This is a genomic window from Occallatibacter sp., assembly GCF_035317045.1.
GTDB lineage: Bacteria > Acidobacteriota > Terriglobia > Terriglobales > Acidobacteriaceae > Telmatobacter.
Genome location: NZ_DATHHT010000024.1, coordinates 119815 through 143904, shown reverse-complemented (window position 1 = coordinate 143904; position 24090 = coordinate 119815). Strand labels below are relative to the sequence as shown.

Annotated in this window: 24 protein-coding genes and 1 pseudogene; 15 read left to right on the top strand and 10 right to left on the bottom strand. The window is 58.0% G+C overall.

Annotated elements, in window-relative coordinates; all coding sequences use genetic code 11:
• Positions 1-65: 65 nt before the first annotated feature.
• Positions 66-1409 (top strand): hypothetical protein, encoded by a 1344-nt coding sequence (locus VK574_RS11510; protein WP_472799997.1) that lies wholly within the window; start codon positions 66-68, stop codon positions 1407-1409.
• Positions 1410-1642: 233 nt separating this feature from the next.
• Here VK574_RS11510 and VK574_RS11505 read toward each other — a convergent pair whose 3' ends face one another.
• Positions 1643-2020: a c-type cytochrome gene (locus VK574_RS11505; protein WP_472799996.1), complete on the bottom strand. Its 378-nt coding sequence runs from the start codon at positions 2018-2020 to the stop codon at positions 1643-1645.
• Positions 2017-2916 (bottom strand): hypothetical protein, encoded by a 900-nt coding sequence (locus VK574_RS11500; RefSeq protein WP_472799995.1) that lies wholly within the window; start codon positions 2914-2916, stop codon positions 2017-2019. Before VK574_RS11500 ends, VK574_RS11505 begins: the two co-directional genes overlap by 4 nt.
• 294 nt (positions 2917-3210) lie before the next feature.
• Here VK574_RS11500 and dnaK point away from each other — a divergent pair, with 294 nt between their 5' ends.
• The 4 genes from dnaK to VK574_RS11480 all read left to right on the top strand — a co-directional run bounded on the left by dnaK (position 3211) and on the right by VK574_RS11480 (position 7654).
• Positions 3211-5133: a molecular chaperone DnaK gene (gene dnaK, locus VK574_RS11495; protein ID WP_472799994.1), complete on the top strand. Its 1923-nt coding sequence runs from the start codon at positions 3211-3213 to the stop codon at positions 5131-5133.
• Between the two features lie 124 nt (positions 5134-5257).
• A complete protein-coding gene (locus tag VK574_RS11490) occupies positions 5258-6442 on the top strand; it encodes a DnaJ C-terminal domain-containing protein (protein WP_472799993.1) in 1185 nt (394 codons plus the stop codon).
• Between the two features lie 54 nt (positions 6443-6496).
• Positions 6497-6895 carry a MerR family transcriptional regulator gene (locus tag VK574_RS11485; protein ID WP_472799992.1) on the top strand — a complete coding sequence of 133 codons (399 nt, stop codon included), beginning with the start codon at positions 6497-6499 and terminating at the stop codon, positions 6893-6895.
• Positions 6896-6943: 48 nt separating this feature from the next.
• Entirely contained in the window at positions 6944-7654 is a 711-nt protein-coding gene (locus VK574_RS11480; protein WP_472799991.1) for a sulfite exporter TauE/SafE family protein, read from the top strand.
• 588 nt (positions 7655-8242) lie between these two features.
• Here the strand turns inward: VK574_RS11480 and VK574_RS11475 are convergent.
• Positions 8243-8710, bottom strand: coding sequence for a hypothetical protein (locus tag VK574_RS11475; RefSeq protein WP_472799990.1), 468 nt, complete (start codon positions 8708-8710; stop codon positions 8243-8245).
• Positions 8711-8736: 26 nt separating this feature from the next.
• Here VK574_RS11475 and VK574_RS11470 point away from each other — a divergent pair, with 26 nt between their 5' ends.
• The 5 genes and pseudogenes from VK574_RS11470 to VK574_RS11450 all read left to right on the top strand — a co-directional run bounded on the left by VK574_RS11470 (position 8737) and on the right by VK574_RS11450 (position 12176).
• The gene (locus tag VK574_RS11470; RefSeq protein ID WP_472799989.1) at positions 8737-8949 is read left to right on the top strand and encodes a hypothetical protein; all 213 of its coding nucleotides are present in this window, start codon (positions 8737-8739) and stop codon (positions 8947-8949) included.
• Positions 8950-8980: 31 nt separating this feature from the next.
• Positions 8981-9169: pseudogene (locus tag VK574_RS11465) on the top strand (transposase); the annotation flags it as partial.
• 12 nt (positions 9170-9181) lie between these two features.
• Entirely contained in the window at positions 9182-9931 is a 750-nt protein-coding gene (locus VK574_RS11460) for an IS1595 family transposase (RefSeq protein ID WP_472800103.1), read from the top strand.
• A 407-nt stretch (positions 9932-10338) separates the two neighbouring features.
• Positions 10339-11514: a glycosyltransferase gene (locus VK574_RS11455; protein WP_472799988.1), complete on the top strand. Its 1176-nt coding sequence runs from the start codon at positions 10339-10341 to the stop codon at positions 11512-11514.
• A gap of 188 nt (positions 11515-11702) precedes the next feature.
• Positions 11703-12176, top strand: a complete 474-nt coding sequence (locus VK574_RS11450) for a GNAT family N-acetyltransferase (RefSeq protein ID WP_472799987.1) — start codon at positions 11703-11705, stop codon at positions 12174-12176.
• 11 nt (positions 12177-12187) lie between these two features.
• On the opposite strand, the gene VK574_RS11445 is transcribed toward VK574_RS11450, so the two are convergent.
• Positions 12188-14176 (bottom strand): ArnT family glycosyltransferase, encoded by a 1989-nt coding sequence (locus tag VK574_RS11445; protein ID WP_472799986.1) that lies wholly within the window; start codon positions 14174-14176, stop codon positions 12188-12190.
• 126 nt (positions 14177-14302) lie between these two features.
• Between VK574_RS11445 and VK574_RS11440 the strand changes: the two genes are divergently transcribed.
• From VK574_RS11440 to VK574_RS11425, 4 genes are all read left to right on the top strand, one after another.
• A complete protein-coding gene (locus VK574_RS11440; RefSeq protein WP_472799985.1) occupies positions 14303-15259 on the top strand; it encodes a CHAD domain-containing protein in 957 nt (318 codons plus the stop codon).
• 46 nt (positions 15260-15305) lie between these two features.
• The gene (locus VK574_RS11435) at positions 15306-16238 is read left to right on the top strand and encodes an alpha/beta hydrolase (protein ID WP_472799984.1); all 933 of its coding nucleotides are present in this window, start codon (positions 15306-15308) and stop codon (positions 16236-16238) included.
• A gap of 223 nt (positions 16239-16461) precedes the next feature.
• Entirely contained in the window at positions 16462-17643 is a 1182-nt protein-coding gene (locus tag VK574_RS11430; RefSeq protein ID WP_472799983.1) for an epoxide hydrolase family protein, read from the top strand.
• Positions 17644-17904: 261 nt separating this feature from the next.
• The gene (locus VK574_RS11425) at positions 17905-19449 is read left to right on the top strand and encodes a Ppx/GppA phosphatase family protein (protein WP_472799982.1); all 1545 of its coding nucleotides are present in this window, start codon (positions 17905-17907) and stop codon (positions 19447-19449) included.
• Here VK574_RS11425 and sixA read toward each other — a convergent pair.
• Positions 19401-19928, bottom strand: a complete 528-nt coding sequence (gene sixA, locus VK574_RS11420; RefSeq protein WP_472799981.1) for a phosphohistidine phosphatase SixA — start codon at positions 19926-19928, stop codon at positions 19401-19403. The two genes, VK574_RS11425 and sixA, sit on opposite strands and share 49 nt — an antisense overlap.
• A gap of 380 nt (positions 19929-20308) precedes the next feature.
• Between sixA and VK574_RS11415 the strand changes: the two genes are divergently transcribed.
• Positions 20309-20512: a hypothetical protein gene (locus tag VK574_RS11415; protein ID WP_472799980.1), complete on the top strand. Its 204-nt coding sequence runs from the start codon at positions 20309-20311 to the stop codon at positions 20510-20512.
• 6 nt (positions 20513-20518) lie between these two features.
• Here the strand turns inward: VK574_RS11415 and VK574_RS11410 are convergent, their stop codons facing one another.
• The 5 genes from VK574_RS11410 to VK574_RS11390 form a co-directional block, all read right to left on the bottom strand.
• Entirely contained in the window at positions 20519-21202 is a 684-nt protein-coding gene (locus VK574_RS11410; RefSeq protein ID WP_472799979.1) for a class I SAM-dependent methyltransferase, read from the bottom strand.
• Positions 21199-22113, bottom strand: a complete 915-nt coding sequence (locus VK574_RS11405; RefSeq protein ID WP_472799978.1) for a hypothetical protein — start codon at positions 22111-22113, stop codon at positions 21199-21201. The genes VK574_RS11410 and VK574_RS11405 overlap by 4 nt, the downstream gene beginning before the upstream one ends.
• 88 nt (positions 22114-22201) lie before the next feature.
• Positions 22202-22462, bottom strand: coding sequence for a hypothetical protein (locus tag VK574_RS11400; protein WP_472799977.1), 261 nt, complete (start codon positions 22460-22462; stop codon positions 22202-22204).
• A gap of 635 nt (positions 22463-23097) precedes the next feature.
• Positions 23098-23283: a hypothetical protein gene (locus VK574_RS11395; RefSeq protein ID WP_472799976.1), complete on the bottom strand. Its 186-nt coding sequence runs from the start codon at positions 23281-23283 to the stop codon at positions 23098-23100.
• Positions 23284-23459: 176 nt separating this feature from the next.
• On the bottom strand, positions 23460-24074 hold the full coding sequence (locus tag VK574_RS11390; RefSeq protein ID WP_472799975.1) for a TetR/AcrR family transcriptional regulator: 615 nt from the start codon (positions 24072-24074) through the stop codon (positions 23460-23462).
• Between the last annotated feature and the right edge of the window lie 16 nt (positions 24075-24090).

The following is a 24090-nucleotide window of genomic DNA, read 5'->3' as shown; positions in this document are numbered from 1 at the left end:
GATGAGGTCGAAATGCACCTGTCCCGGAAAGCCCATCGGCGACTAGGGGACGCAAAGGAGAAGCAATGAAATACACGTCAGTCATTTCGAATGGGATGTTCAGCCTGCTGGCCGTGTTTGCCGCATCCACGCAATCTCAACGCTACACGGTCGCCGATCTCGGCACCCTGCCGGGCGGCTCCTTCAGCCAGGCGACCTTCGTTGGTAGCCGCGGTCTCGTCACGGGCATTGCGACTCTCCCCGACGGCACCCAGCACGCCGTCGTCTGGTATCGCGGATCGATTCTCGACATCGCTGCACATACCCCTGCCGGCTCAAACAGCGGAGCAGCTTCGGTTAACGACTGGGGACAAGTCCTTGTTCAGGCCGAGACCACCTCGAATGACCCCAACAACGAAAATTTCTGCACCTACTTTACGGGGCATGCGTGCCGGGCCTTCGTGTGGCAAAACGGCCACGCTACTCTTCTGCCGACGCTCGGAGGCACCAATGCCTCCCCCACCATGATTAACAATCGAGACCAGATCGTGGGCATCGCAGAAGACAGCGTGCACGATTCTTCTTGCCCGACTCAACCGGCAATCACCGGCAGCGGGCCCCTTACGCTTGATTTCGAGGCCGTACTCTGGGAAGGTGGGTCTCACCGAATTCGCAAACTTCCCCCACTACCCGGCGACAGCGTCGGAATGGCGTTCTGGATCAATGATCTTGGACAGGCAGTGGGCGGATCGGGTTCGTGCGCCACCAGCATCCTTCCTGGACCAGCAGTCACACCCCATGCGGTGCTCTGGGAAAATGGCACCGTTATCGACATGGGTAACCTTGGCGGATCGGTGAATACCGGTATACCGGGGATCGGAACAATTGCCCTCTCGATCAATAATCGTGGCCAGGCAGTAGGAGCCGCTGCGCTCCCGGGCAACACAACCGGTCATGCATTTTTGTGGTCCAAAAGGCTTGGTCACATGCTCGATCTCGGCACAATTCCGGGAGACGTCACCAGCGCGGCCCTTGGTATCAACGATGAGGGAAACGTGGTGGGCGCCTCCTCGGATTCAGACGGAAATCCCCGCGCCTTCCTGTTCAGCAAGGGCACGATGAAAGACTTGAATGCCCTTGTTCCGCCTGACTCGGCCATCTACATGCTGATTCCTTATGCGATCAACAGTGAAGGACAAGTTGCAGGCTTTGGAGTAACCGGAACCGGTGAGATTCACGGCTTCCTGGCGTCCCCTTGCGCGATCGATGCCGAAGACGCCGCGTGGTGCGGGAGAGGATCACCAAGCGGGGAATCTGAAAAGGACGCGACAACCCAAAGATCCAGGCCATTCCTCCCAGAAGACATGCGCGAGCTGGTTCGTCACACCATGCACGCTGGAGCAATTGGAAGGTTCATCGGACAACCCTGACAGGCGAGGTTGCCGATCTTCAATTCCTTTTACGAGGATTGGCATTCGTGGGTTCTTGACGACCGAAAGAGCAGGGGATGCCCCTGCTCTTTCTCTGCTTTCCAGCGTGGGCTGTCAGATCGCCGGGCAGGACTTCTAATTCCCAGGTCTCAGAAGCAAATATCGCCCCATCGACGATGACCTGTCGCTGGTGACCTATGGACCTGAGCCGCCGAGTCCCCGGAGAATTTGACCTATTGGATCGAGCGCAGATAGGTGATCAGCTGCCAGCGCTGCGCTTCAGGAAGGCTGGACCACGAAGGCATTCCATGCGCCAGATCGCCCTGGCGGAGGAACCACTCGAGATCGCCGTCGGTCGCCAATTTAAGGTGATCGCTGCGCAGGGGCGGCTTCTTGCGGCCGTCACCCTTGGCGTCGGCGCGGTGGCACTGGGCACAGTGGTCGCGGTAGACAAGTGAGCCGGCGGCTACCGATTCCGGCTGAGTCGCGAGCGGATTGATACGGTCGTGATCCCGCGCGGGTACACGATCCAAACGGGAGCTGGCTGCCGCACAGAGAAGCAGGCTGGCGGAGGCCATGAGACAGAGAATTGCAAAGAAGCGCCGCGTCATTGTGCACCTCCACTGCGGCTGTGGAACCAGTTGCCGACCTGGGGAAGTTCAAATGCCCAGCCGATGCGATAAACGCGATCGAGACTGGAAGACGTAAGTCCGAAACCCGTTGAGAAGCTGAGGCGGCCGAGGGGCAGTTGCCAGCCTACGATCGGAGCAATGTAGTGGGAAGTATCGCGCATAGTGAGTGAAAAGGTGTCGCCCAGGCCACCGTAGGCTTCCGCGCCGGCCATGAATTTCTCCAGGCAGAAGACGCATGGCTTGCCGCTGCCCAGCGTCCGCAGTGGACGAGCCGCGCCGACGGCATAGCCAAACTCCCAGGGCTCGTGGCCGAGGTTTTTCTCTGAAATGAAGTTTTCCGAGATGTTCCAAGCCTTGAGGTTTGAGGAGAGGATGAGCTTGAGTTCGGCTTCGTGCTGGTGTTCGCGCCGGGCTTCGCCGTTGGGCTCGGCCAGGTCCGACTGGCCATCGTGGCCAACCACTTCAAGGAGCGTCTTGTCGGCACCGGAGGTGTTTTCGTACTCGACATAGAGGACGGGATTGATGAGATGTTCGCGCATCAGGGGCCGGAAGCGGTTCTCGATACGCCAACCGGTAAAGATCGTGGAGTCCTGCGCGGTGGCCTGCCCATCGAGATACAGTTCCGTCGTCCACCAGGCTCGGGCGCCGTACTCAAGTTCGGTGGCCGTCGCCCCATAGCGGTGGCTCTGGCCCGGCTGCGCCAGCGCGGTTTTGGTCTCGATTTCGAGGTTTCCGGGCTCCTCGAGATCGTGGGAATAGGTGACGAAGTAGGGCTTTTCCTGGGCTTGCGCAACCGGAATGCAGGCAACACCGAGGAGGAGACCGGGCAACAATCCGGCGATTGGCAGCAGGAATTGGAGGAAGGATTGGATCACGTGCAGCCTCAAACTAAGGGGATGTACGACCAAAAGAGTCGCATATTGAATATAAACACAGACTAAAATGGTCCGCAATTGGTAACAAGGTCATTCGTCACACATGGCGGGACGCTTTCAAGAGAATTGAAGGAGGGGTATCCCGGGACAAGATCCAGATTGGACACTTCTTGGCGATCCGGCGGGGTCAGCCTTATCGAATTAGTATCAATAAAAGTTGACACTAATTCACTCATGGTGCATCTTAAATACTGACATTGAATTTGTTCCTATATCCAAGGCAGGAAACCAACTATGGCAAAAATCATTGGAATTGACCTGGGCACGACCAATTCGTGCGTCGCCGTCCTGGAGGGCGGTGAACCGAAAGTGATTGCAAATGAAGAGGGTGCGCGCACTACCCCCTCGATTGTCGCATTTTCAAAGAGCGGCGAGCGCCTGGTGGGCCAGGTGGCCAAGCGCCAGGCCATCACCAACCCCGAAAACACCATTTTCTCGATCAAGCGCTTCATGGGCCGCCGCTACAACGAAGTGACGGACGAGATGAAGATGGTCCCCTACAAGGTCGTTCAGCAGGGCGACCACATCGCTGTCATCGCCCAGGGCAAGGAGTACACCCCGCCCGAGATATCGGCGATGATTCTGCAGAAGCTGAAGAAGAGCGCTGAAGCCTACCTTGGCGAGACGGTCACGCAGGCTGTGATCACGGTCCCGGCGTACTTCAACGACGCGCAGCGCCAGGCGACTAAGGATGCGGGCAAGATTGCCGGCCTCGACGTCAAGCGCATTGTCAACGAGCCGACGGCGGCCGCGCTGGCCTACGGGCTCGACAAGAAGAAGGACGAAACCATCGCTGTCTACGACTTCGGCGGCGGCACCTTCGACATTTCCGTTCTGGAAGTCGGCGAAGGCGTCATCGAAGTGAAGTCGACCAACGGCGACACCCATCTTGGCGGCGACAACCTCGACCAGCGCATCGTGGAGTGGCTGATTGCGGAGTTCAAGCAGGAGGAGGGCCTCGACCTGGCCTCGAAGGGCAACGAAATGGCTCTGCAGCGCCTGAAGGACGCAGCGGAAAAGGCCAAGATCGAGCTTTCGACGACCGTCGAGACTGAAATCAATCTGCCCTTCATCACGGCGGATGCGACAGGCCCGAAGCACCTCGTTCGCAAGTTGACCCGCGCCAAACTGGAGCAGTTGGTTGCCGACCTGATTGAGCGCTCGCTTGAGCCCTGCAAGAAGGCGATGGCCGACGCGAATGTGACGGCGAACGACATCGATGAAGTGGTGCTCGTGGGCGGCCAGACGCGCATGCCCAAGATCCAGGAACTGGTAAAGGGCCTGTTTGGCAAGGAACCGCATCGCGGTGTGAACCCCGACGAAGTGGTCGCGGTGGGCGCGGCTGTACAGGCGGGCGTTCTGGCTGGCGAAGTGAAGGATTTGCTCCTGCTCGACGTGACACCGCTGACGCTGGCGATTGAAACGCTGGGCGGCGTGGCCACGCCAATGATTCCGAGGAACACGACGATCCCGACGAAGAAGACTGAGACGTTTTCGACGGCGGCGGATTCGCAGACCGAGGTTGAAGTGCACGTGCTGCAAGGCGAGCGACCGATGGCCGGTCAGAACCGCACGCTCGGCAAGTTCAAGCTCGCGGGAATTCCTCCGGCGCCGCGCGGCGTGCCGCAGATCGAAGTCACATTTGACATCGATGCCAACGGCATTCTGAACGTGAACGCCAAAGACGTTGCCACCGGCAAAGACACGCGCATCACCATCACATCCAGTTCCGGACTCTCAAAGGAAGAGGTCGAGCGGATGGCGAAGGATGCTGAGGCGCATGCCGCCGAGGACAAGGAGAAGCGCGAAGAAATCGAAGCCCGCAACGGTCTCGACGGACTGGTTTACAACATCGAGAAGATGCTGAAGGAGTCTGGCGAAAAGGTGCAGGCTGCCGATAAGACTGAAGTAGAGTCGGCGCTGGCTGAGGCCAAAAAGACGCTGGAAGGCTCGCCGAGTGTTGCAGAGATGCGCGCAGCGAACGACAAGCTGACCCAGGCAAGCCACAAGCTGGCCGAGATTCTCTACAAGGCCAACGCGGTTCCGGCAGGACAAGGCACTCCGACGGCGCAGGCCGACGGAACGCCAGAGACCGAGCAGAAGAAAGACGAAGGCGTAATCGATGCCGAGTACGTCGACGTCGAGGACAAAAAGTAAGCGGAGTTCGCGGAGTTAGCCTCGCTGCGCGAGCGTTAGCGGAGTTAGCAAGCGGGGTGGGCAATGGTGCCCACCCCGAGTTTTATGAGCGACCTGTACGCTAGGGTAGACAAAGAAAATTCAAATGGCCACAACGACTCAAAAAGACTATTACGCGACGCTAGGCGTCAAGAAGACGGCGACACCGGAGGAGATTCGGAAAGCCTTCCGCAAAGCCGCGCGCAAATATCATCCCGACGTCAATCCCAACGACAAGAAGGCGGAGGAGAAGTTCAAGGAAATCTCCGAAGCCAACGATGTGTTGAGCGACGAGAAGAAGCGCAAGGTTTACGACCAGCTTGGCTTCTACTCCGACCAGATTGACCCGGCGCAGGCCGAGGCCTATGCGCGCCAGCAGCGCGAAGGACGCATTCCCGTGGATTTCGACGGATTCGACTTCTCTGGATTCCAGGGAGGCGGACACCCGGGGCCGCAACCAGGGGCAGGTTCATCAACGTGGGGAAGCTTCAAAGACATTTTCTCGGGCATTTTCACGGGAGCGCAGCAGCAGCATCCGCACGGGCCACAACCGGGAACGGATCTCGAATACCAGGCGACGATTGACTTCTGGTCCGCGATTCGCGGTGGGCAGGCGCGGATCCAGGTGAACAGGCAGGAGACGTGCCCCACGTGTCATGGGATGGCGCAGACCGGCGGCTCGATGACGTGTCCTGAGTGCAACGGCTCAGGGCAGGTCACGCAGATGGGCGGGCGCATGAAGTTCAACATTCCGTGCCCGCGTTGCGGCGGCTCTGGACACGTAACGAGCGATTGCCCGACGTGTCACGGAGAAGGCACGGTCAGCAAAACAGAGACAGTTGAGTTCCGTATCAAGCCGGGCACGCGCGATGGGCAGCGGATTCGGCTGCAGGGGAAGGGAAACGCCGGAGCGAACGGCGGCGCGGCTGGCGACCTGTATGTGATTGTGCGGACAGGGACGCATCCCGTATTTACGCGGGTGGGTGACGATATTCAATTGAGGGTACCGGTAACGATTGCGGAGGCTTCGCTGGGCTCAAAGATCGAAGTGCCGACAATCGATGGACGTGCGCAGCTGAAGATTCCACCGGGAACCCAGAACGGGCAGAAACTGCGGATGCGCGAGCGCGGCGTAGAGAGCGCGTCGCATCCGGGGCAGCGCGGCGACCAGATCGTGACGGTCGAAGTGGTGATCCCGACACTGAACGATGAACGCAGCCGAGAGATCATGCGCGAACTGGCAAAGCTGAATGGTCAGGATCCGCGAGTCGCGTTATTCGAAAAGCTGTGAAAAGCAGGGAACAGGGATTAGGAAACAGGGAATAGAAAACCGAGAGCAAATCCCATGGCGAAGCGAAAATCCAAAGGCGCGTACATGATCTCGGCCGTGGCCGAGATGTTCGAGATCCATCCGCAGACGCTGCGGCTCTACGAGCGCGAAGGCCTTCTGAAGCCCTCGCGCACCGAAGGCAATACGCGGCTCTATACGGATGAGGATTTGGAGCGTCTGGAGTTCATCCTGAACCTGGCGCGCGATCTCGGCGTGAACATTGCGGGAATCGCGATCATTCTGCAGATGCGCGAGCGCATGGAAGAGATGAACCGGCAGATGCAGAGTTTTGTGGAGTATGTGCGCAGCGAGATGCTGACGCGCTTCCAGCAGGGTGCACCGGGCTCGGCCAATGCAATTGTGCCGATGCGCAAGCCGGCGGTGATCAAGTCAGTAACCGTCAAGAAACCGTAGGCTGCGGGGATTTCCATTCACACCATCACTTTTCTGATTCTCGTCATCGTGTTCGCGGCGACGTTGGTCCGATCCGCGTTTGGCTTTGGCGAGGCGCTTATTGCGGTCCCTTTGCTGGCGTTCTGCATTCCGATTCGGGAGGCGGCGCCTCTGGCTGTCCTGGTGTCGATCACCATCGCCGCCGTCGTCGTAATACAGGACTGGCGTCATATCCATCTGCGCAGCGCAGGCTGGTTGGTCTTCTCCACGTTGTTCGGAATTCCACTCGGACTGCTCCTGCTCACGCACAGCCCTGAGCACCTTGTGAAGGGACTCTTGGGTGGCCTGATCCTGTTGTTCGCGTTCTTCTGCCTCTTCGGAAATATGCGCCTTCACCTCCGCCGCGACAGCCGCCCCTGGCTGCTGATCTGCGGGTTCTTCGCCGGCGTTCTCGGCGGAGCCTACGGCATGAACGGACCGCCCCTGGTCATCTACGGAGCCATGCGCAATTGGACGGCCCAACACTTCCGCGCCACATTGCAGGCATACTTTCTTCCCGCCAGCATTCTCGGCATGTGCGGATATCTCGGCGCCGGTCTTTGGACTCGCACCGTGACACGCGACTATCTGCTGTGCCTGCCGGTGATGCTTCCGGCTGTTTTTCTCGGAAGAATCATCAACCATCGACTCTCCGCGGGCACGTTTTCTCGATACATCTATGGCGGACTTGCGGCAATCGGGCTGGCATTGATGGCACAGTCCTTCGTCTACTTTCATTGACAACGTTCCCTGGTGCGGGTGCCCCATCCAAGCTTTGCTTGGGTGGGAAAGAACAAGCCTCTCCCTCCCCGACAAACAAAAGCTGCGCCTGACCGTGCCATTTCCGCTTTTTTGTCAACCACGCTTAACGAATATTCCCGGGACTAGGTATCTGTTGAAATGACTGACCGAATGACAATTCGGGGCGGTCGCAACAGCGACCACTCAGCCCTTTTTGGGGGACTTAGGCTTAAAGAGGGAATCAATGGCCTTTTGGGGGTCTTTGATTACCAAACGGTCCTCTTTTGGTCCGCGCTTTCGTTTTGGTATCTTCTTCGTCATAAAATGGTATTATCACCCCGACCCTCTGGTGGGGCGGTGCCCCAGCCCGGGATCGGACCGGGATGCGGGAAACCCGCACGCGAGTGCAAGTCGCGTCTGTCTGCCAGTTCCAGCACTGGGGCACAGCATGGTGGCGGTAGCGGGATTTCGATACCCGCGTTTCCGGTTTTAGAGACCGGCGTCCTGTTCGCAGCTAGACTATACCGCCACTTCGGGGACGCTCATTGGTCACACCCTTTGAGCGTTCCCATCTCAAGCCTTCTCCTCTCAAAATGGAATGTCATCGTCGGATATCTCCGCCGACTGCGCATACTCCGTGGATGGCCTTTCCCAAACATAAAAAACGGTATTCCCGTCTCGCTTCTTTCTCACTGGGCAATCAGGATCATCAGCCAAACGGCCGAGGATTTTGTAGATAGAGGACATTGGCGCGGAATAGCCCGCAAAGTCGAAGTGCTTGCTTTCAAGTACACTGCGCACCTCCTGAGGAGACATACGCTCTGTCGAGTCTTCCATCACGCACCGAATGGCGTCCGTGATCCCCATGTCCGAAAGGTCGCGATGGAAGGGTATTCCCGCGAGTGGGGCGAGGTGTCTCAAAACCTCGTCAAGATGCGTGATCTGCTTCTTGACAACATCCAACTGTTCTTCGAGTTCGGCCTTCTTGTTCTCAAGTTCCGAAGACTCTTCGATGAGGTCGGACCAAGTAGTCGCGTAATCGTCGGGGGTTTTCATAAATCACTGAAGGGAGTGTACATCAATTGTCTACTGACATCGATAATAAAAATCCAATCAACCGTGAACTGACTTGGATAGAACTCATCCAAGCCGCAGAAGAGAGAGTGAATCAATGTCAAATCGAAATCAAACGCTTGTATAAGTCGATTGTTTTCTTTAAAAAACAACAAGAAGCCAAAATACCCTTCCCCCAGAGAAGCGGCAATTCAGCGAAAAGACACTTAGATTTATCTTGATACTTGTTGAAATTTCTGCTACCTTCTTTACATGAAGAAGCCGAAGTCTCAGATTTTGAAGGAACTCAGGGAAGCGTCAGTTGACGAATCAAAGGCGGTCGCGTTTCTTGAGGGACAGCGCTGGGGGAACGATCCTTGCTGCCCCCACTGCGGCAATCTGGACGTGTACGCAATGATGAGTGGGGAGCAGCGCAATAAGGACTATCGCTGGCGCTGCAAGGGGTGCAAGAAGATGTTTACCGTTCGCACAAAATCCGTACTCGAAGAGACTCGGCTTCCCCTTCGGGTTTGGGTCTATGCGATCTGGAAAGCAGCGTCCAGCAAGAAGGGCATATCAGCCTTGCAGCTTTCGAGGGAGATGGAGACAACGCACAAGTCGGCGCTCTTCATCCTTCGCCGTCTACGTCATGGCCTCATGGAAGAAAACCCTCCGAAGCTCACGGGAACAGTTGAGGCGGACGAAGTGTACATCGGCGGTCGTCCGCGTTACGTGAGCCGTTCAAACATGGGAACGTATGCCGATTACAAAACGCCTGTTGTTGGTATCGTTCAACGCGGCGGCGATGTTCGCTTTCGCGTGATGCCTCGCATTACCGCCGAAACTCTAGGCCAGTTTGTCACGGAGAATGCGGATCATTCATGCCGTCTTATCACGGATGATCTGAAGGCCTATAAGACGGTTGGTCTCACATTTGAAGGCGGCCACAAATACACTCGCCACTCTCATCGGCAGTATGTAAAACCCGGCACCGATATTCACTCAAACACGATTGAAGGCGTCTTCTCTTTGCTCCAGCGTGCCGTGATGGGCACGTTTCATAATGTCAGCCGCAAGCACCTCCCGAACTATTTGAACGAGTTTCAATTCCGCTGGAATACACGCAAGCTAAACGACGACGAGCGGGTAACACGCGTGGTCAAATCGCTAGTCGGGAAACGGCTAGAGTATCGCGAATCTGTAGAGCGTCCGCCCTATGAGTAGAAGTTCCCGCCGCGCCGTGCGCGTCAGATGAATTTCAATTTTGGGAGGTTGTGGTGATTTCAGATGATTCGTTTCAACAAGTACCTAGTCCCGAATATTCCCGCCAAACCACTCATTCCATTTGCCAAAAACTTTGCGCCGTTTTGCAGGTAATTATTCCCTTCAGGCGCACAATGAAACTTGAAATGCAAAATCCTGAAGAGAGTACGGCTGTGGCGGAAGAACCTTGTTACTCCGCAATCCTGTCTCGAATCGCTAACCCCTGTGTTTCGGAACCTCTACAGCTAACCTCAATGGCTGGAGAGCCCTAAAGCGACCTCCGTCTGTAACGCCATGATTTAAAAATCGTTAGCCGGAGAGACGGGATAATAGGGTCGGGCCAACATTGCGGTTATCCTTGGACTTGCATGTTGTACGTCCTGCTCGCGATCTCCGTATTTGGCCTCATCACTTCCAGCGTCTTTACGGGCATGGTACTGGTGGCGGTGGCGCGGTATCTTCGCGAACGCCGGACTGCCGAATCCGAGTTGAGACAGCACCCCGGGTTCACTCCGCCACTCACGCTGCTGAAGCCACTGGCGGGCGCAGAGCCTGATCTGGAAGCCCACCTGGCAAGTTTCTTCGAGCAGGATTATCTCAAGTTTGAAATTCTGTTTTGCGCGCGCGAGGCGAACGATCCCGGCCTCGAGATTGCGCGCCGCGTGGCCGCTCGGTTTCCACAAATTCCGGCGAAGTTCATGTCAACCGGCGAACCGCCTTGCATCAATGCCAAGGTCGCCTCGATGGAGTTGATGGAGAGATCCGCAGCCCACGACATCCTCGTCATCAGCGACAGCGACGTCCGCGTGACGCCCGACTACCTCCGCGCCGTGGCGCTGCCGTTTGCAGATGAAAAGGTCGGAGGCATGTGCTGCCTGTATCGCGGCGTTGCTGCCGGCGGTGGCCTGTGGGCGCGGCTCGAGGCCGTGGGCATGAGCGTCGAGATGACGGCCGGCGTGCTCGTCGCGCGGATGATGGAGGGGATGCAGTTTGTCCTCGGACCGACGATGGCATTTCGGCGCGATGCGATCCGGCAGATGGGTGGGTTCAAAGTCACGGCGGATTACTGTGCCGACGATTTCGTCCTGGGCAACGAGACCTGGAAGCTTGGACAGACAGTCGTGCTGAGTCATCACGCGATCGATCACATCGTGATCAACCTCAGCTTGATCGCATCGCTGAAGCACCAGGTCCGCTGGATGAAGTCGACGCGCTTCTCGCGGCCGAAGGGACACTTCGGAACGGCGCTCACCTTCAGCATGCCGTTCGGGCTGTTGGGACTGGCTGCTGGCTTGTTGCTCGGTCATCCGTTGTGGGGAATCGCTCTTCTGCTCTGGGCGATTGCTTCGCGGGAGGCATTGTCGATTGCCGTTGGGCGCATGGTCGTGCGCGATCCCAGCTGGCTCAACTTGCTGGTCCTGTATCCCGTCCGCGACCTGATGGGATTCTTGTTCTGGGCTGCGAGTTACATGGGCAGCCGGATTCTGTGGCGCGGGCGCGTGTTTCAGCTATTGCCCGGCGGCAAGATGCGCGCAGCGAAGTAGCATTGAGCTTTGTTTCGCGTTGAGGTTTCTCGTGGCCCGAGATGTTTTATCGTGATCCTGAGAATGAGTCGAATTCAAAGTCGCCACAATCCGAATTGAAACTTCGAGTCAAACCGCTTACACCCGAGCTTTGGCCGGCTCTCGAAGATTTGTTCGGCGAACGTGGTGCGTGCAACGGATGCTGGTGCATGTACTGGCGCATCGGCAGCGCTTACCGCAAACAGCCGCATGAAGCCAACAAAGCGGAATTCCATAGAGTCGTTGCCAAAGGACCGCCACCAGGATTGATTGCATTCGAAGGAAAATTGGCGGTCGGCTGGTGTCAACTCACTCCGCGTAATGCATTGCCGTTTCTTGATCGCTCATGGATTCGCATCGACGATGCAACGGTTTGGTCAATCTCCTGTTTCTATGTCCGCATTGGCTATCGCCGCCGCGGTATCACGGCGGCGTTGATGCAAGCTGCAGTGAAGACTGCGAAGGCAGCAAAGGCTACGGCTCTTGAGGCCTATCCACTCGACCGCAGTTTGTCGCCGAGCGCATCAAGCACCGGTTTTGTCTCCACATTCAAGCGCGCCGGCTTCAAAGTGGTTGGTCATCGCACGCCGCCGCGACCTGTGATGCGGCTTGAGCTCAAGGGCAAGGCAAGACCGTCGAGTTGAAGTTTTCAGGTCTATTGCAATGGTCGGTCGGTCCAGAGAGCTTTGTCGGCGATGGACTGCACGTGGTAGAGACGGCCGGAGAGAAGCTGCTCTGCCTTGGGCTGATTGGTGTCCTGCGCAAAGAGCCATTTGCGCTCTCCGATGCCCCACATTTTTGAGAGCTGATCGTCACTGAGGAAGATGTGCGGCGCATCTGGATAGCACGAACCCCACACCAGTGACGAGCCGTTGCCATGCGGCGAGCATGGTTCGAGGACGATGTAGGCGGGCCGTTGCAGGAACTTGTGCGTGTAAAAAACGACCGACGATGCATCCGACTGATCCCCGTAGATGATGAACGAATCCGCGGTGGAGCCCTTGCTGACGATCGTGTCGGCGAGTTGCTTGGAACTGAGCATCGGCTCAAAGCGTGCGAAGGCGATGTGCGCGGCGATAAGAAAGACGGCGGAAGTGAGCGCGATACTGACGGTGGCGGGCATGTGCCTGCCTCGCACGCGCAGCATCCAGCCGAGGGCCGGACCGATGAGCAGCACGATCGTCGCAATAATTGCTGGAAGACGCAACGCCGCGAACGATGGACCGGTCAAGTCAAAGAAATGCGACATGGAGAGCGTGTACCCTCCCACGTCGCGATGCGCTAGAAGTGTGCCAATGTCGGAGACGAAGGGTAGTTTGCGCGATTCCCACAAGCCCCATCCCAGCGCAGCCGCTATCACCACACCGGCGATCGAAAACACTGCCTGCGCGCCGCTCAACCATTTTTGCGAGAGCAGAGGTTTCTGGCCTTCTGAGCCGCCGCGTTCTTCGATGTTTGCCAGGACGCTGGCGATCAGCATCAGGATCGGCGTCCAGGCTGGGAAGGTGTAGTATTCCTGATTCGTCGAGATGGCGAAGAACAGCAGCGTGATTCCGGAGAAGAGCGCGAGAAGCCACGTCGAACGCACCCGAAACTTGAGGCGTGCTACGTAGCTGGCGACGTCTTCGCGGGCGGCGTGATCAAGATAGAAGTCCACGGTTTGGCCGGAGTCGCGATGGAGGTGCTGCATCCATGCGTGCCGGGTTCTCCATGCCACGACCAGGAGCGCCGGCAGGAAAAGACTCCACGGGAAGAGCCACACCAGATGCGCGAGCCAGTACCAGGCAAAGGGCATTTTGTTGTAGTCATGCGGGAAGCGGCCGCCAAGGAAGCGCAGGACGTGCTCGTTGACGAAATAGAAGTACCAGAAGCCATGCACGTTTCCGGGAGTGGGATGATTGCCGACGGGATGTCCCCGGTCGGGGTTCGCAAGGCCGCAGAGAATGTGCCACGGAGCTGCGACAGCGAGGAAAAGTAAAACGCCGGTAACCGGTTTCAATTCGCGCCAGCGGCGCCACTGTCCGCTTAGCATCAGCAGCGGAATCGCGGCTGCAGCGAAGAAAACCGGGGCGATCAAGCCCTTGGTGAGGGTGGCGAGCGCCAGGGCAGCCCACATGCCGTAGATGCGCGCCGGACGCTGGTTCTCGAGGCCGGTAATCAGGCTCCAAAGTGCGTAAAGCAAAAGGAAACTGAGCAGCGACTCGGGGATGGCGAAGCGCGTAAACAGAAACGGCCCAATCGAGGTCAGCACGCCCAGGGCCGCGTATAGACCGGCTCGGCGGCCCCATCCGCGCGAGGTCCACAGCCATGCCATCCAGGCGAGCCCCAGAATCGCCAACGCGTTGGGCAGATGTGTGGCGAACACGTTCTGGCCGAAGATCCAGTAGCAGATTGCATCGAGCCAGTAGGGCAGCGGCGGCTTTTCGAGGTAGCGGATGCCGTCCAGCTTCATGGTGATCCAGTCGCCACTTTGATCCATGTGCTGGGCGATTTGCGCATGCGAAGCATCCACGTCATCGAGCAGCGGCGGGGTGAAGAGAGAGGCGAACTGCACGGCGAGGAAGATCGTTCCCAAAAAGGCCCAGACGGCGAGCTTTGAAGGACTTTGCACAGCTCCGTCTTGCGGGTTTTGAGCGATCGCCATTTGGGTAAATCTCTGAAAATCAAGGATAACAGTGAGAGGCAGGAGACGATCTCATGAGACGGAACAGCGCTGAAGTGAGAATCCCCGCCGGGCGTGGCGGATAGAATGATCGGAGGTCAAAATTCGATGAATTTGAAAAAGCAGGTGGGCAGCGCGGACGGAACGACATTGCACGAGCGCGTTGCTGCATGGCTTGAGTTGCTTGATGGTTGTGGAAGCAAACCAACGCGCAAGCGGGTTCACGCCCTGCGGGTAGCGACGCTTCGGCTGCAAGCCGAATTGGAGCACGATATATCCGAACTGCCGCGCGCCAGTCACCAGGCACAGGCGATGCTTCAGTTCTCGAAGCAGGCTGAGAAGCTTCGCCAGGTGCTAGGGCCAGTTCGAGAAATCGATGTGTGGATCGGCACGCTCCGCGGACTTCGCACCTCACTCAGCGAGTCAGGTGAGTACGTGCCTCGCTCGATGCAGGAGTGTCTGCGCGGGATTGATCGCCTTGAAGACCGGCTGCATCGGAAGCGCCGAACTGCGGGGAAGAAATTGGTTGCGTCGATCGAAAAGAAGAGTGACCGCTTCGTCAAAGCAGCCGAAAAACTTGAAACAGCGCCGGAGGATTTCCAGCCCTCCGACGCGGCGGGGATCGCCAACGACCTCATCGCGCATTTTGGTCGAGTGCGGGCGGAGTTTCCGGAACTGGATGAAGCGAACCTGCACGAGTTCCGCAAGCGCATCAAGATGGTGCGCTACCTCGCGGAAATGCACGCCGGTGCCGATCGGGAGTGCGCGCGCATCGCCACGCAGATGAGGAAGCTGCAGAGTGCAATCGGGGAATGGCATGACTGGCAGGCTCTCGCAGAAGAGACAGGGCACATGCACCATGCCTGGAGCAAGCCCCTGGCCGAGCTCTTCGAGAGCGTTTCGAAGGAAACATTCGAAACGGCGCTGGAGACGGCGTACAGTGTCACGGCGCGCATGCTTGGCAAAGACGCGGAGCGCGCTGAGCCACTGCGTGGGGCAGACCGCAAGCTGCCTGCGCACAGTGAGCCTGGACCGCATATGGCGTCGGAAGAGAAGCTCGCCTGACCTCTGGTAATGGAACCGGGGATCGTGCAATAGCGTAGAGGTCCCTGTGAAGCGCATTCGCCCGATCGCGATTTTCTGTGGCGCAGGGCTCATGGCGTGGCTCTCGCTTTGCGCCGTCATCGGAGTCGTTGCCGTCGAAGGCGCGCTTCATCCCGTGCACTTGCCGTTGAGCATAAGCGACAAGCAGCATGCCGCGACGATCGCCAAAGAAAACCATGCTGTTCTGACGGATGTCGATGTTGTCGCGCGCGACGGCGCAATACTGCGTGCCTGGAGCATACGACCCGTCCCTTGGAATGGCGACGCGGTGATACTTCTCCACGGTCAGAGCGACAATCGCTCGGGCATGCTGGGACCGGCGGAAATGCTGTTGCGCCATGGCTACGCGACGCTTCTTCCGGATGCACGCGCTCACGGCAGCAGCGGCGGCCGCATTGCCACGTATGGTGTCCTTGAGGCCGAGGATGTTCGGCTGTGGTTTGATTGGATTCAGAAGTCACAGACTCCCCGTTGCATTGATGGCTTGGGCGACTCCATGGGCGGAGCAGAAGTTCTTGGTTCTCTCGTCGCAGAGCACGGCTTTTGCGCGGTGATCGCGGAGAGTTCGTTCGCGACGTTTCGCGAGGCTGCGTATGACCGCCTCGGGCAGAGCTTCTCCACAGGCCCATGGCTCGGACGCACGTTGCTGCGTCCCGCGCTGGTGATGGGAATGGCGTATGTTCAATTTCGTTACGGCGTCGATTTGGCGCAGGCGAATCCGGCGAGCGCGGTTGCTACATCGCGCGTGCCGGTGTTTCTGATCCACGGGCTTGCAGATACAAATCTGCCGCAACGTCACTCCGAAAACATCAGGGCGCGTAACTCAGCGGTCGTGCTCTGGGAACCAGAGGGCGCCGGTCATTGCGGCGCTTCGACCGTGGCGCCGGCGGAGTATGAGCGACGCGTAGTTGGATGGTTTGCCAGGCACACGCTTCAATAGCCAGTGCGCGCATTGGCACGTCTCGCGGGGAACCGCCGCGGCTGTCTCCCAATCACAAGCTCCGTGTCGTCACGCCCAGCCTGGAAGCAATCGATCGAATTTCATCCATCGGTGTTCCATGCCGACTTGTGCGATTCCCGATGTCCGTGAAGTTTGTGAGTTGCGAGGTTTGGCTATGTGCATCCAAACTGTGTGGCCTCCGATCCAACCCGTTGGAGAAGCGATGAACAAGTCAATGTCGATCCAGATTGAACCGTACGTGATTCACGTGGAGGAAGACCTTTTGTCTGATCTTCAAGATCGGCTGGCGCGGACGCGAATTCCGGCTTACCCAACCGGTGGAAATTGGAGCGCTGGCACCGATCCCGCGTATCTTAGCGAATTGCTCCATTTCTGGAGGCATTCCTTCGACTGGCGTAAACGAGAAGCTGCGCTCAACAAGTTTCCCCATTTCAAGACAGAGATAGATGGGATCCAGATTCACTACATTCATCAAAGAGGCAATGGCACCAACCCTTCGCCACTTCTCCTCACACATGGGTATCCTGACTCGTTCTGTCGCTTCGTCGATCTGATTCCCATGCTCACCGACCCAGAGTCATATGGAGGCGGGGCCGAAGATTCCTTCGACGTCATCGTTCCGGACTTGCCCGGCTATGGCTTCTCCGATCCCCCTCCTGAGAACGGAGCGATATTCCGAGTCGGAAACATGTGGGATCAACTTATGACGGAAAGGCTGGGATACAGACGGTACGGAGCGCATGGTGGCGATTGGGGAAGCACTGTAACGGAACAACTCGCTCGCGATCACTCGGACACGGTCGCAGCTATTCATCTGACCGACGTGCCGTTCGGTCATATCTTCCAAAAGCCGCGCGATCTGTCAACCGCGGAGGAGCGGTATTTTCAGAAAAATGAAGAATGGATGAAAAAGGAAGGTGCCTACGCTCTCATTCAATCCACGAAACCACACAGCCTCGCTCCTGCGCTCAACGACTCACCAGCAGGATTGGCCGCATGGATGCTCGAGAAGTTTCGGGGTTGGAGCGATTGTGATGGCAACATCGAGTCGTGTTTTAGCAAGGAACAGCTTCTCACGCACATCATGATCTACTGGGCCACAGGATCCATCGGCTCTTCCTTCCTGCCTTACTACGACTACGCCAACGCCGACGCCTTGACCTGGATCAAAGAAGGCGTCAAGAAGCTGACCGGCTCCTCAAAGGTCCCGGCCGGTTTTGCGCTCTTCCCAAAGGACATCAGTCGGCCGCCGCGCGAATGGGCAGCACGGTTTTTCAATGTCCAGCGGTGGGAAGAAATGCCACGCGGAGGCCACTTTGCGGCGATGGAAGCGCCCGAGTTGCTGGCTGGCGAGCTTCGCACCTGGTTCCGCCCATTTCGATAGACGTAGCACTGGAACATGTGCGAAGCCGCTGACCATCCCTTTGCCCGTTTGCCCTCGTCGAATAAGGTCAATAGTTTCCCAATCCGAGATTCTGCCGAGACTGCACGACTTCAAGTGCAACGCACTGCAAAATGTGCGGCGAAATAATTCCACTATCTCAGCAGGCTCCGAGAGCGCCGGGGAACGCAATGGCATTGGAGCGCTGTCGTGTATCTTGGCCGAGGATAGAGATTTCGATTTTGTGGGGTTCATTCCTTCCTCATGCCCACGTTTGCGGCGATAGACATCGGTTCCAATTCATGCCGGCTGAAGATCGCGAAGGTTGTCGCGCACCAGCTGCGCACGCTGCACGAGGATCGCGAGGTGACGCGGCTTGGAGCCAGCGTTTTTGCCTCGGGCCTTGTTTCGCCAGAGGCGATGGCGGCAACGCTGCGGGCACTCAAGCGGTTTCAGCGCGCGGTGCAGTCGCATGGCGTGGACCAGATTCGCGTGGTGGCCACGTCGGCGATGCGCGATGCTCGCAACGCGGCAGCATTTCACGCGTGGGTCAAGGCGGAGACCGGCTGGAACATGGAGGTGATCTCGGGCCTCGAAGAAGGCCGTCTGATTCATCGCGGCATAGTGAGCGGAGAGCCTGGAACAGGCGGCAAGGTGCTGCTGATCGATCTTGGCGGTGGAAGCTGCGAGATTACGCTTTCGGAACACAAGCGCATCAAGGATACGATCAGCGTTCCGCTCGGCGCGGTCCGATTGACTGAGGAATTCCTTTCTGTCGATCCTGCGCCGCCAGAGGACCTGGCGCGCATGCGGCGGCTGATCGCGCGGGAATTACGACGGGCACATCGGCGGATTCAGCCGGGCAGCGTTCAGTTGGTGATCGCTACTTCGGGCACCGCGGCCGCATTGTCAGAAGCGTGCGCCGCGGCGCTGGCGAAATCGGGCAAGTCTTCTCGCAATGCCGGCGCGGGTGGATTTGCGCCTGCGGCCATGGTTCGCAAGCTGGCGAAAAAGATTTCGCGGATGACGCTGCCCGAGCGGGAAGCGGTACCGGGAATCGGTCCGCGGCGTTCGGAGATCATCATCGCAGGGGCGCAGGTCTTTGCCGAGTTGCTCGAGAGCTTCAGCCTGGAGGGTTTTCGCTATTCGCCGCTGGGATTGCGCGATGGCATTCTTGTGCAGATGCTGGCGGCGCAGGATCATCGCGCGGCTGCCCACAGTCAGTTCGAAATTGAGCGGTGGGAGTCAGTGGTTGCGACGGCGCAACGGTATGGCGTGGATATGCGGTACGCGGAGCCGGTAAGAGCGCATGCTGTGCAGTTGTTTCGCGAACTCAAGCCGCTCCATCGCCTTCCACCGGATTACGAGGACTGGCTGGCAGCCGCGGCAGTGCTGCGCGATACCGGCAAATTTATCAATCACCAGGGACATCATCGCCACACGCAGTACATTGTGTCGATGTCGGAGTTGTACGGATACACGCAGGTGCAGCGCACCATTGTTTCGGCCATCGCGCGGTACCTGGGCAAGAGCCGGCCGCAACCGGATGATCGCGCCCTGCGCAATATCCCGCCCGATGAGCACAAGCATGTGGAGCGCGCGGTGGTGTTGTTGCGGCTGGCCGTCGCGCTCAATCAGGATAGGGCGAGCGACGTGCTCGATGTAGTGGCACGGGTATATCCCAAGCGCGTTTATCTGGAACTGCAGCCGGGTAGGACAGGCGCGGAATTGGAGCTTTGGTCGCTGCGGAAAGAGGCCGATTATTTCCGCGAGGTTTTTGAGCGCGAGCTTTTTGCGACGCTGGCGTAGATCCAACGGGCCATCCGCGGATCGATAAGCCACTGCAACAGAGGCGGGTGCTTTTCCATGTCGATGCGTGCGACAGAACCTTTCCGCATGCGGACACCAGCTCCGCCGTTGCCGGTGATGAGGCGGCCGAGGAACTGGAAGAGATTCGGATTATGGCCAACCACGAGTACGTCCTGCCGGTCTGCGTACTTCTCAAGCATCTTCTGGAAATCGGCGTAGGTTGCGCCGAATTCGAGCGCCGGGCTTACCTCGACCTTGCCTTCATACCCGAGTTCGTTGCCTACAAACTGGGCGGTCTGGAGCGCGCGCTTCAGCGGGCTGGAGACGATGATATCCGGCTGGACTTTGAGGGCGCCGAGCATACGCCCCATGATCATGCACTGTTCTTTGCCTTCGGCGACGAGCCCCCGCTTGGCATCAAGCTTCGCGCTCTCGCGGGGAACTCCAGCATTGGCATGGCGCATTAGGTAGAGATTCATGGCAGGGGGACGGGCATTTCCGGCAGGGTTAAGCCAATTCCTTCAAAAGGCGATTTTAACACGCTTGTAATATTCGCCGGACCGCGTGGGTGCCCGGTCTGCGACACCCTGAACCAGAGACCACTTTAGGGAAGGCAAGTGAAATAAAGCCCGGGCTGTGCATATTTTCGCCTTTTGTTCGCCATATACTCGTGCGCATGGGGGAACGATCTTCTACGGCCCGTATGCGCATCGCCGGCAAAATCTGCGCTCGCTGCCGAAACCTGATTCCGGATGATCCTCCGACACCTGGCGAGAGGTTGTGCTCGAAGTGCCGCTCGCCCGAGATTCACCGGATCTACATGTATTACATGTACCGAACGAACTGGATGTGCCAGTTTTTGGAAGAAGATCTGAAGACGCCTTTGCCCCGGCGTTTCTACTTCCGCAGTCCAGCGAAGATTCGTGCGATTGTGGAGAAGGTGGGGAGTTTTGCCGATCTCCAGGACCGACAGGCTCTCGATTACGGATTGGAGACCGGGCGCGGCGGTGTCTGGCTTCAACTTACGGAGGAGCAATACAAGCGCCTGAAGACGCCACGCTGATTCTGGTCATGCAAGCCACATCTCGCTGACCAGGAGGCCACCGAGCCATCTTCGCTGCTTTGAGAGCATGAATCCCGCTTCGACGAGAGCCTTGCGATGATCCGGCAGGCGCCTGATAGCCAGGCCTGTCAGCAATCTGAATGCGAGATAGAGAGCGGATACGAGGGGGCCGGCGACGAATCTTCCGTAGAAGGTGTCGGGAATAGCGAACTCCGAGATTACCCAGGCAGCGCCTGGCGCCATTCTTCCGCGAAGCTCGGTTGCCAACGGTGCGATTTCTTCGGTTGTCAGGCAATCGAGGAAGAAATGTGTCGCGACGAGGTCAAAGCTGCCGGCAAGGAAATCAAGCTGGCGCGCATCTGCCAAATGGGTGCGGACATGGACAGCGCTGTGGCCTGCGCGCCGCATCAGTTGCCGCAGCATCGCTTCGCTCGCATCGACGGCCTCGATCTCAATTTGCGGATTTTCTCTAAGCAACCGAGCAGTGAAGCGACCGTCGCCGTCGCCGAGGACGAGAGCGGATTTCTTGCATCGCATTTCTGGGAGGAAGGCCAGCCGGCATTCCCAGAGAAACGGACCGAACGTGAGCCATTCCATCCATCGGTAGAGGGGCGCAAGCTGATTGAAATCGGCAATCGTGTCGGGCATATCCAATTCATGCTCTTTCAACGCGATGGTTGCGATCTTCATGGGTGATTCGCTCCGAGGAGGACGGCTACTAACGGAGTGAGCAGGACGAGGTCTGCGAGAGCGCGCAGGGTAAGCGGAGGGATGGCCGCACGCTTGCGATCGAGTAACGACAGAAGCAGCGCGCTGATGGCGGCGGAACAAGCGAGTGCGGAGAGGCGCCAGTTCACGAATGCCATGGCTCCTGATGCGGCAATGCAGGCGATGGCAAGGACGGTAGCGTGCGGCGTGACGCCCGAGGGCATGCGAGACGATTCCCAACTTTCAATTGCGGAGCAGTTGGTCCAGGCCAGCATCACAAAAATGGCGAAGCATGCGCCGAACGGCCAACCGATGGAATCTGCGCGTGCGATTGTGGGTGCTATGGAACCGGCAGTGAACAAGAGGCCGACAAGCAACTCCTTCGAAACGAGTTTGAGCGATACGAGTCTTCGCAACCAGATGGGAAGCCGGGCTGTCGTGTGAACCCCAGAAAAGTACACCAGCGCGGCCGCGGCCAGAACCGAGTTGCGGTCGCGGACCGCCGCGGGCATGCGGACCACTATGAGAGCGACTGCAATTGCGGCGGTTGCGCAAGCGACGGGAATCAGCGAGCGACGATGACGCCAATGAAAGTAGTGGCGCTCACGCAGAGCAGAGAGATCCTGCGAGCGAATGGCTCGATGCGCATCGAGAAGGCGATCACCTACGTAGACTGTCCAGGTGCCGCACGCAAGGAGAAACGGAACCCAGGAGGCCAGGTGCACACCGACAGCCGATGCAAATGCGAGCGCCCACACGACTGCGACTGCAGGTGCGTCGAGGCTTGCGAGGTGCCACAGTTGCAGCACGCGCGAAGCCCACGACCCAACGGCCGGAGTGCAGTTGAATGTGTTTTCGCGTAGTTTTGGCGGATTGACCAGAGGAACAGCCACTGTTGCGATTGTAAAAGGAAGGGCGGGTGACCAGGCGAGTTGCTCGCGGCGTCCCAGGTGCCGGCAACGGGGCACGACCAATGGAGCGTCAGGCCTGAAGGGCCTGATTGACCAGTTCGTGCAACTTCGCATTTACGTCTTGAACGCTTACAAAGAATGGCGTGCGATGGCAGGTAAGCACCAGTTCCTGCTTTTCTGCGGAGTAATTCCACTCGACTTCCACGCCCATTTTGGTGGCGCGCCCGGTGTTGCCGCTCATGGGTACACCGGCGCTGTTTGCTTTTTCCATCAGTGTTGCGTATTTCGCCGGGGTGATCCCCGAAAAAACCTGAGGTGTGCTCGCTGCCATGTTCTTCTCCTTGCCGGGCTATGGGTAAATTCACGCGCCGGGCTGGGTTTCTATTTGTCTTCAGACTCTAGCAAGATTGTCGTGAGTTCTCGGCAAATTGGTATGGCGGATTTGACGGCTGATACGCAACCGTCTGGTTGCGTGACGCCCGTCCCCCTCCCCCCTCCATCTCTGTAAAAAAAGTCCCTGTTTTCAGGGGTTTATGTGGAGCCAGTCGTTGCAAAATCCTCTTCTGATTGAATTTAGCCGCAGATTCCTCTCCGGTAAGGATTTACGGGGGTTTGTTATCCGTTTTCACAGTTTCGCAATTTCGGGGCAATTGTTGAATGGGACGAGGCGAAGAGTAATTGGAGTATTGATAGAGGCCCACCCATAGATTCAGGTTAGGCTAATCGGCGAAATAACCTGCAAAAGCAGGAAAACTTTTTGGCGTTTGTTTTGAGTGGGTTAGCTGGGGATGATGAGATAAGGGGCTTGACGTGAAATATCTCAGGTCGCTTCGATCGGCCCTACCGGGGCGGACGGCGATTGGCACCGGGCTGAATCCAAGGGTTCACCCTGGGCTATCTTCGGTCGTCCCTACGGGACTCAGATTGTGGATTCTAGTCGTCCCTACGTGACTCGGATTGTGGATTCTATTCGTCGAAGGGGAGATCTTCGAGGAACCAGTTTCGGCTCTCGAGCATCGCGATGCGGTCGAGGTTTGTACGCCCGATCTTGAAGAGGCCGCGTTGATCGTGGTAATCGGCGCTCGTTTCCTCAGGGGTTCCGGTGTCGGAACTCAGCGTCTCAGCGAGAAAGATTGTGGTGAATACCTGCATTGGTTTTCACTACGATGGTCCCACAAACCGGGTTCATTGCGTGCGCTGAGTTGGTGACATTCATCACGCAAGTTGCGGGAGCAGCACCAATCCTTCAGCGATGTAATGGCGAAAGGAACCGCAGGTTACAGTGCGGATGATTTGAGCGAAGCGACTATTTGGGCAGGAACGGCGCGCTATTCATGGTCCGCCTTTTTCGCCAGCGCTCCGAAAGCCGCGCGGAATACTTCGTCGGGCACCAGATCGGGAGTCAGCAGCCTTTGGAAGACCAGCCCTTCGATCAGGGCATGAATCACGCGCACGAGCTGGCCGGCGGGCATGGGTAGCTCTTCTTCTTTCGTGACAGCGCGAAGCCATTGCTCGCCGAAAGCGTAGCTCTGGGCCGTGATCTCTCGTACCTGCGCGCGCATCTCTTCGTGCGCAAGCGTATAGGCCAGGCCGGTTAGTCGGCCCACGGCCACCGCGCTGCGGTCTGGGATTGCCGCAATCGTGGCATCTGCCATGGCGCGCATGATCGCTGCAAAGTTGGCGCCCGGTTTCACCTGCGGCTTAATGGGCGGCCAGTAGGTCTGTCCTAATGAGATGAAAAGCTCGTCACGATTCTTGAAGTTGCCGTAGATGGCTCCTGTCGTCATTCCCGCCCGTTCCGCGATGTCTTCAAGCGTTGTATGCTCGTGGCCCTTCTCGCGAATCAGCGTGCGGGCCGCTTCGAGGAGTTTAGCGCGGGTGCGATCGCGTTTATCGCCCTTGGGCTGGCGACGACGGAAATCTTCAGAAGCATCTGGCGTCATGGATTTATTTTATAGT

Coding starts and splice junctions, on each gene's coding strand:
- VK574_RS11510 (WP_472799997.1), top strand. CDS start 66: ATGAAATACACGTCAGTCATTTCGAATGGGATGTTCAGCCTGCTGGCC.
- VK574_RS11505 (WP_472799996.1), bottom strand. CDS start 2,020: ATGACGCGGCGCTTCTTTGCAATTCTCTGTCTCATGGCCTCCGCCAGC.
- dnaK (WP_472799994.1), top strand. CDS start 3,211: ATGGCAAAAATCATTGGAATTGACCTGGGCACGACCAATTCGTGCGTC.
- VK574_RS11490 (WP_472799993.1), top strand. CDS start 5,258: ATGGCCACAACGACTCAAAAAGACTATTACGCGACGCTAGGCGTCAAG.
- VK574_RS11485 (WP_472799992.1), top strand. CDS start 6,497: ATGGCGAAGCGAAAATCCAAAGGCGCGTACATGATCTCGGCCGTGGCC.
- VK574_RS11475 (WP_472799990.1), bottom strand. CDS start 8,710: ATGAAAACCCCCGACGATTACGCGACTACTTGGTCCGACCTCATCGAA.
- VK574_RS11460 (WP_472800103.1), top strand. CDS start 9,182: ATGTTTACCGTTCGCACAAAATCCGTACTCGAAGAGACTCGGCTTCCC.
- VK574_RS11455 (WP_472799988.1), top strand. CDS start 10,339: ATGTTGTACGTCCTGCTCGCGATCTCCGTATTTGGCCTCATCACTTCC.
- VK574_RS11450 (WP_472799987.1), top strand. CDS start 11,703: ATGTACTGGCGCATCGGCAGCGCTTACCGCAAACAGCCGCATGAAGCC.
- VK574_RS11445 (WP_472799986.1), bottom strand. CDS start 14,176: ATGGCGATCGCTCAAAACCCGCAAGACGGAGCTGTGCAAAGTCCTTCA.
- VK574_RS11440 (WP_472799985.1), top strand. CDS start 14,303: ATGAATTTGAAAAAGCAGGTGGGCAGCGCGGACGGAACGACATTGCAC.
- VK574_RS11430 (WP_472799983.1), top strand. CDS start 16,462: ATGAACAAGTCAATGTCGATCCAGATTGAACCGTACGTGATTCACGTG.
- VK574_RS11425 (WP_472799982.1), top strand. CDS start 17,905: ATGCCCACGTTTGCGGCGATAGACATCGGTTCCAATTCATGCCGGCTG.
- sixA (WP_472799981.1), bottom strand. CDS start 19,928: ATGAATCTCTACCTAATGCGCCATGCCAATGCTGGAGTTCCCCGCGAG.
- VK574_RS11410 (WP_472799979.1), bottom strand. CDS start 21,202: ATGAAGATCGCAACCATCGCGTTGAAAGAGCATGAATTGGATATGCCC.
- VK574_RS11400 (WP_472799977.1), bottom strand. CDS start 22,462: ATGGCAGCGAGCACACCTCAGGTTTTTTCGGGGATCACCCCGGCGAAA.
- VK574_RS11395 (WP_472799976.1), bottom strand. CDS start 23,283: ATGCAGGTATTCACCACAATCTTTCTCGCTGAGACGCTGAGTTCCGAC.
- VK574_RS11390 (WP_472799975.1), bottom strand. CDS start 24,074: ATGACGCCAGATGCTTCTGAAGATTTCCGTCGTCGCCAGCCCAAGGGC.